This is a genomic window from Schnuerera sp. (assembly GCF_035459645.1).
Taxonomy (GTDB): Bacteria; Bacillota; Clostridia; order Tissierellales; family Tepidimicrobiaceae; genus Schnuerera.
The window spans coordinates 1-2,230 of the sequence record NZ_DATHXO010000025.1 but is presented as its reverse complement, the minus strand read 5'-3'; the positions used below and the strand labels follow the sequence as shown (position 1 = coordinate 2,230).

Here is a 2,230-nt window from a genome sequence, read left to right as displayed (position 1 = left end):
TGGAGGATTATTAATAGCATTTTGAGCATCTTTTCCTGTTAAAAAAGAAGATACTTCCCAACCTTCCTTTTTTAAATAAGTAGTTAACACTAAGTTTAAATTTTTATCATCCTCTACTAAATAAATATTAAAACTCATATTAATCTTCTCCTTAAAGATAAGTGATAAAAGATTCTATATATTTATTATAACAAAAAATTATAGTTTATTTACCTTTGTAAGTTTAAATAATAATAATATAATACAGTAAGTGTATGGAATTCATATCAAATAATTATGGGAAATTGTAAAAAAGTTAAATATATTTTTACCACAATAACATAATTTTTCTATATTGTTTTTACATTTATAGATTAATCTATAGATAAAGATTGAAGATGAGGAGGTAGAATAATGGATGATGAAAAAAGAGATTTAAATGAAATGATGGAGATAATAGAAGGTATAGATGCAGTGGTAGAAGATAGTGAGGAAAATTGTGAGGATGAAAAAGATAATTATAAAACTATGAATGAAGATATTTACAAAGAAAAGAAAGGAAAAAGAAAGAGGATATTATCATATTTAGCAGTTGCCTTAATATCTTCCCTCATTACTGGTTTAATATCACCTTATATAGCTATAAATTACTTATATGCAGATAAATTACCAGCCATAGAAGAAGAGGTTAGTAATGATAATGTGGTTTATAATATTGATGATAATAGTGTTAATGCAGTTTCTTTAGCAGCTAAAAAGGCGATGAGTAGTGTTGTGGGGATTACGACTAAACAAGTACAAAATTTTGGATTTATGTCTCAAGAAGTAGATGGAGTAGGCTCTGGGGTAATAGTAGATAAAAATGGTTATATACTTACTAACTCCCATGTTGTTGGAAATGGAAATGCAAAAGAGATTACTGTATTGCTTGAAAATGGAGATAAAATACCTGGGAAGGTATTATGGAATGATGGTTCTATAGATTTAGCTATAGTAAAAATAGAACAAAAAAATTTACCAGTAGCTACATTAGGAGATTCTGATAAATTAGAAATAGGAGAAACTGCCATAGCTATAGGGAATCCTTTAGGATTGGAATTTCAGAGAACTGTAACTTCTGGAATAATATCAGGGCTTAATAGATCTATTCAAGTAGATAGATATAATGTTATTGAAGATTTAATTCAAACGGATGCTTCCATCAACGAAGGAAATAGTGGAGGTCCTCTATTAAATAGCAAAGGTGAAGTAATAGGAATAAACACAGCTAAGATAAAGACGGCAGAAGGATTAGGATTTGCAATACCTATAAATATGGTAAAACCCATAATAGAACAAGTAGTAAAAGAAGGAGCATATAAAACTGTATTTCTTGGAATAACAGGAGTTGAAGTGGAATTATATGAAAGACAGCTTGGAGTAGAATTAATGGCAGAACACGGGGTTGTTGTAATTGAGATAGTACCAAAATCTCCAGCAAGTAAGGCAGATTTAAGAACTGGAGATGTAATAACCAAAATTGATGATGAAGAAATTCAAAATATGAATCAACTAAAAAAATCCCTTTATAAATATAAAAAAGGAGATAAAGCAAATTTAGGTATAGTTAGAAATGGTAGAGAAGAACAGGTGAAAATAGAATTTGATGTTTTGAAGTAATTGGGACAGTGGTGGGACAGTGAGAACCGTCCCTGCTGTCCCAAATTAATGGATTGAATCAATTTTATTATGATGATACAATTATAATAAAGATGTATTGGGAAGAATATATTTTAATGATTTGATTTGAGATTTTATGGAGGTGATTCTGTGTTTAAATCTCATGATTATGCTTATCAAATAGAAGTAACTGTAAATGCCGTATTCAATTGTGATAAATACGATATAGGTGGTATAGCTGATGCAAATTTTATAGAAAAGGATCCTTTTATTGCTATTGCATTAGTATTAGGGAATTTTTATAACAAAGTAGATATTAGTTATAGAGACAAAATAGATGGCTTTTTGGGAAAATACTATTTGGAAATGGGTAAAAGTATATCGGAAATTGGAGAGGAAAAGTTTAAAGAAATTATGAAGGATTTTAATGAGATAGTATCTACAATATAAAAGATTAAATTTTTATTCCGTACAAAAGCTGCCAAACGATGGCTTTAACTGGGTATGATATTTTTACAGATGAAAATTTAACAATTCAGTTCCTAAATATAGCCAAGAATAGTTAAGATAATATTAAAATATGAAAAAACAA

2 protein-coding genes are annotated in these 2,230 nt (G+C 28.5%); both read left to right on the top strand.

Annotation, left to right across the window (positions count from 1 at the left end; all coding sequences use genetic code 11):
- Window positions 1–393: 393 nt before the first annotated feature.
- On the top strand, window positions 394–1,638 hold the full coding sequence (gene htrA / locus VK998_RS00620) for a serine protease HtrA (protein ID WP_325224330.1): 1,245 nt from the start codon (window positions 394–396) through the stop codon (window positions 1,636–1,638).
- A 150-nt stretch (window positions 1,639–1,788) separates the two neighbouring features.
- Complete coding sequence (locus VK998_RS00615; RefSeq protein ID WP_325224328.1) at window positions 1,789–2,088, top strand: hypothetical protein; 300 nt, start codon at window positions 1,789–1,791, stop codon at window positions 2,086–2,088.
- Window positions 2,089–2,230 lie beyond the last annotated feature (142 nt).

Bases quoted from the DNA above. Each gene is read 5' to 3' on its own strand.
- htrA (WP_325224330.1), top strand. From the start codon at position 394: ATGGATGATGAAAAAAGAGATTTAAATGAAATGATGGAGATAATAGAA.